General features: G+C 45.0%; 2 tRNA genes and 2 rRNA genes (1 of these 4 cut by a window edge). All 4 read right to left on the reverse strand.

The window, feature by feature from the left end:
- Positions 1–2,478, reverse strand: a 23S ribosomal RNA gene (locus tag CVS93_RS09670); it reaches 425 nt to the left of the window's first position.
- Between the two features lie 327 nt (positions 2,479–2,805).
- Positions 2,806–2,881 (reverse strand) — tRNA-Ala (locus CVS93_RS09675).
- 12 nt (positions 2,882–2,893) lie between these two features.
- A tRNA-Ile gene (locus CVS93_RS09680) sits at positions 2,894–2,970 on the reverse strand.
- Between the two features lie 94 nt (positions 2,971–3,064).
- Positions 3,065–4,575, reverse strand: a 16S ribosomal RNA gene (locus tag CVS93_RS09685).
- The 16S and 23S rRNA genes sit together here with 2 tRNA genes alongside, the layout of an rRNA operon.
- Positions 4,576–4,759 lie beyond the last annotated feature (184 nt).

Below are 4,759 nucleotides of genomic sequence, written 5' to 3' on the forward strand. Positions count from 1 at the left end.
GATCAGCCTGTTATCCCCGGGGTACCTTTTATCCTTTGAGCGATGGCCCTTCCACACAGAACCACCGGATCACTAAGACCGACTTTCGTCTCTGCTTGACGTGTATGTCTCGCAGTTAAGCTGGCTTATGCCTTTATACTCTACGAACGATTTCCAACCGTTCTGAGCCAACCTTTGTAAGCCTCCGTTACATTTTGGGAGGCGACCGCCCCAGTCAAACTACCCACCAGACATTGTCCTACTTGAGGATAACTCAAGCTAGTTAGCTATCAGAATAAAAAAGAGCGGTATCTCAACAATGGCTCACCATAAACTGGCGTCTATGGATCAAAGCCTCCCGCCTATCCTGCACATTTTTATCCCAATAGCAGTGTCAAGCTGTAGTAAAGGTCCACGGGGTCTTTCCGTCTTGCCGCGGGTAGGAGGAATTTTCACCTCCACTACAATTTCACTGGATCCCTCTTCGAGACAGCTCCCATCTCGTTACGCCATTCATGCAGGTCGATATTTAATCGACAAGGAATTTCGCTACCTTAGGACCGTTATAGTTACGGCCGCCGTTTACTCGGGCTTCGATCAAACGCTTCGCAGAGCTAACGTCATCAATTAACCTTCGAGCACCGGGCAGGCGTCACACCCTATACATCCTCTTACGAGTTAGCAGAGTGCTGTGTTTTTGGTAAACAGTCGGGAGGGACTCTTTGTTGTAACCTTCAATGCTTACGGAGTAAATCCTTCACAAAGTTAGGCACACCTTATACCGAAGATACGGTGCTATTTTGCAGAGTTCCTTGAAGAGAGTTCTTCCACGCGCCTTAGAATACTCATCCCACCCACCTGTGTCGGTTTACGGTACGGGCAACTATAACTAAACTTAGAAACTTTTCTTGGCTCGACAGTATCAGCAATTCGCTATCCATTCCGAAGAACTTCAAACGCCTGTGGGGTCTCGGCTTAAAAAGATCCGGATTTGCCTGGATCTTAACCTACACCTTTCGACTAGCACTACCATCCGCTAGCTTGCTTAACTCTAAGCGTCCTTCCATCGCACATTATAGTTGGCATTGGAATATTAACCAATTTTCCATCGCATACCCCTTTCGGACTTTGCTTAGGACCCGGCTAACCCTACGATGACGAGCATCGCGTAGGAAACCTTGGGTTTACGGCGTTGGGGATTCTCACCCCAATTATCGCTACTCATGCCTGCATGCTCACTTGTATTAGCTCCAGCACTCCTTACCGGTATACCTTCAACGCAAATACAACGCTCTCCTACCACTTAGAAAACTAAGTCTAAAGCTTCGGTACTCATTTTAGCCCCGTTATATTTTCCGCGCAGAATCACTAGACCAGTGAGCTATTACGCTTTCTTTAAAGGATGGCTGCTTCTAAGCCAACCTCCTGGTTGTTTAAGTAACTCCACATCGTTTTCCACTTAAATGAGATTTAGGGACCTTAGCTGTTAGTCTGGGTTGTTCCCCTCTCGACGACGGATTTTATCACTCGCCGCCTGACTGCCATGATTACACACTAGGTATTCGGAGTTTGATAGGGTTTGGTACATTGGTGTATGCCCTAGCCCATTCAGTGCTCTACCCCCTAGTGTTACTACATGACGCTATACCTAAATATATTTCGGAGAGAACCAGCTATCACGATGTTTGATTGGCCTTTCACCCCTATCCACAAGTCATCCCATAGCTTTTCAACGCTAGCGGGTTCGGTCCTCCACCGGCTCTTACACCGGTTTCAACCTGCTCATGGATAGATCACATCGTTTCGGGTCTGCAACGTCTGACTAAACGCCCTATTAAGACTCGCTTTCGCTACGGCTCCGGGTTTCCTTAACCTTGCCAGACATCACAACTCGCAGGCTCATTATGCAAAAGGCAGTCCATCACCCTGATAAATCATAGGGCTCTGAATGATTGTAAGCAAATGGTTTCAGGTTCTATTTCACTCTGATCACCTCAGTTCTTTTCACCTTTCCCTCACGGTACTTGTGCACTATCGGTCTAGTAGTAGTATTTAGGGTTGGATAGTGGTCTACCCAGCTTCAGACAGAATATCACGTGTTCCGCCCTACTCAGGATACTGCTAAGTAAAACAAAGCTTTCATATACGGGAGTATCACCCTCTATGCTTAATCTTTCCAGATTATTCTATTAGCTAAGTTTAGTCTATATTGCAGTCCTACAACCCCGTTAGTAAACTAACGGTTTGCCCTCTTACGCGTTCGCTCGCCGCTACTAGCGTAATCTCTTTTGATTTCTTTTCCTGAGGGTACTAAGATGTTTCAATTCCCCTCGTTCGCTCCATATTAGGTAGTTAAGCTCGCGCTTAACTGGGTTGCCCCATTCAGAAATTCCCGGATCAAAGCCCCTTGACGGCTCCCCGAGACTTATCGCAGCCTGGCACGTCTTTCATCGCCTCTACTAGCCAAGGCATCCACCACTTGCTCTTTGTAGCTTACCTTTTCTATATTAGATTATTCTAATTCGCATCACTTCCTTGTTAAAGATAACTTTATATTACTATATTTAAATTCTAGCTCTCAAGACGGAAAGCATTGACTACTATTTAGATAAGTTTTAAATCCTAAATAGATTGTGATGTCAAACTTTTGCATTAAATGCAAAGAGAATAGAAATTTAAATCTTTAACAAGTCCTGTAAAATTGTTTTTAAAACTTGCTTGTGACTATTAACAATATTAATTAAAAGAACATTTAGACAAAAGTCTAATTAGAAAGTTTAAATTTTTAAGCTCTCTAATTAGACTTAATATAGTTAAACTATTTTATGGTGGAGAATAGCGGGATCGAACCGCTGACCTCCTGCGTGCAAAGCAGGCGCTCTCCCAGCTGAGCTAATTCCCCAATTAAATTCTCTGGTGGGCCTAACAAGACTTGAACTTGTGACCTCACCCTTATCAGGGGTGCACTCTAACCAGCTGAGCTATAGGCCCCTATAGGTCTATCAATCTTTCAAAACTAAACAAGGATGATTGAGAATATCTTTCTTATAGATATCTTGTGAGAGAATATCCATATGTACTCTAGAAAGGAGGTGATCCAACCGCAGGTTCTCCTACGGTTACCTTGTTACGACTTCACCCCAGTCGCTGATTCCACTGTGGACGGTAACTAATTTAGTATTCCGGCTTCGAGTGAAATCAACTCCCATGGTGTGACGGGCGGTGAGTACAAGACCCGGGAACGTATTCACCGTAGCATGGCTGATCTACGATTACTAGCGATTCCGGCTTCATGGAGTCGAGTTGCAGACTCCAATCCGAACTGGGACATATTTTATAGATTTGCTCCATCTCGCGATATTGCTTCTCATTGTATATGCCATTGTAGCACGTGTGTCGCCCCGGACATAAGGGCCATGATGACTTGACGTCGTCCACACCTTCCTCCTCCTTACGAAGGCAGTCTCATTAGAGTGCTCAGCCGAACTGTTAGCAACTAATGACGTGGGTTGCGCTCGTTGCGGGACTTAACCCAACATCTCACGACACGAGCTGACGACAGCCGTGCAGCACCTGTCTTAACATTTCTGCAAGCAGACACTCTTCTATCTCTAGATGATTTGTTAGATATCAAGTCCGGGTAAGGTTCTTCGCGTATCTTCGAATTAAACCACATGCTCCACCGCTTGTGCGGGTCCCCGTCTATTCCTTTGAGTTTTAATCTTGCGACCGTACTCCCCAGGCGGTATACTTAATCCGTTAGGTGCATTACTGCCAAGACTAGCTTAGCAACAACTAGTATACATCGTTTAGGGCGTGGACTACCAGGGTATCTAATCCTGTTTGCTCCCCACGCTTTCACGCATTAGCGTCAGTTGAGTTCCAGCAGATCGCCTTCGCAATGGGTATTCCTGGTGATCTCTACGGATTTTACCCCTACACCACCAATTCCATCTGCCTCTCCCTCACTCTAGATTACCAGTTTCCCAAGCAGTTCTATGGTTAAGCCATAGGATTTCACAAGAGACTTGATAATCCGCCTACGCGTCCTTTACGCCCAGTGATTCCGAGTAACGCTTGCACCCTCCGTATTACCGCGGCTGCTGGCACGGAGTTAGCCGGTGCTTATTCGTTAGGTACCGTCATTATTCTTCCCTAACAAAAGGAGTTTACGCTCCGAAAAGTGTCATCCTCCACGCGGCGTTGCTGCTTCAGGGTTTCCCCCATTGAGCAATATTCCCTACTGCTGCCTCCCGTAGGAGTCTGGACCGTGTCTCAGTTCCAGTGTGACTGATCATCCTCTCAGACCAGTTATGCGTCATAGCCTTGGTGAGCCATTACCTCACCAACTAGCTGATACAATATAGCCTCATCCTACACCGAAAAACTTTCCCTATCTAACTTATGCTAGAGAGGTGTATAGAGTATTAGCAGCCGTTTCCAACTGTTGTCCTCTAGTGTAGGGCAGATTAGCTATACATTACTCACCCGTGCGCCACTAACTCATAAGAGCAAGCTCTTACTTGTCCGTTCGACTTGCATGTATTAGGCACGCCGCCAGCGTTCACTCTGAGCCAGGATCAAACTCTCCATATTAATTACCTAGCAAAACTTAGATTGATAGGATTTTATTATGAAGTTTTTAATCAAAAAACTTTTAGTTTTATTTATTAGTTTGTCTAATCTATTATAAATTATAAAATAATAGACTGGCTCAATCGATCACTTGTTTAGATTTCAAAGATTGACTAATAGTTTAACAATTGTAAGTTAAAAGAAC

It is taken from the genome of Campylobacter concisus, from assembly GCF_003048535.1.
GTDB classification, from domain to species: domain Bacteria; phylum Campylobacterota; class Campylobacteria; order Campylobacterales; family Campylobacteraceae; genus Campylobacter_A; species Campylobacter_A concisus_S.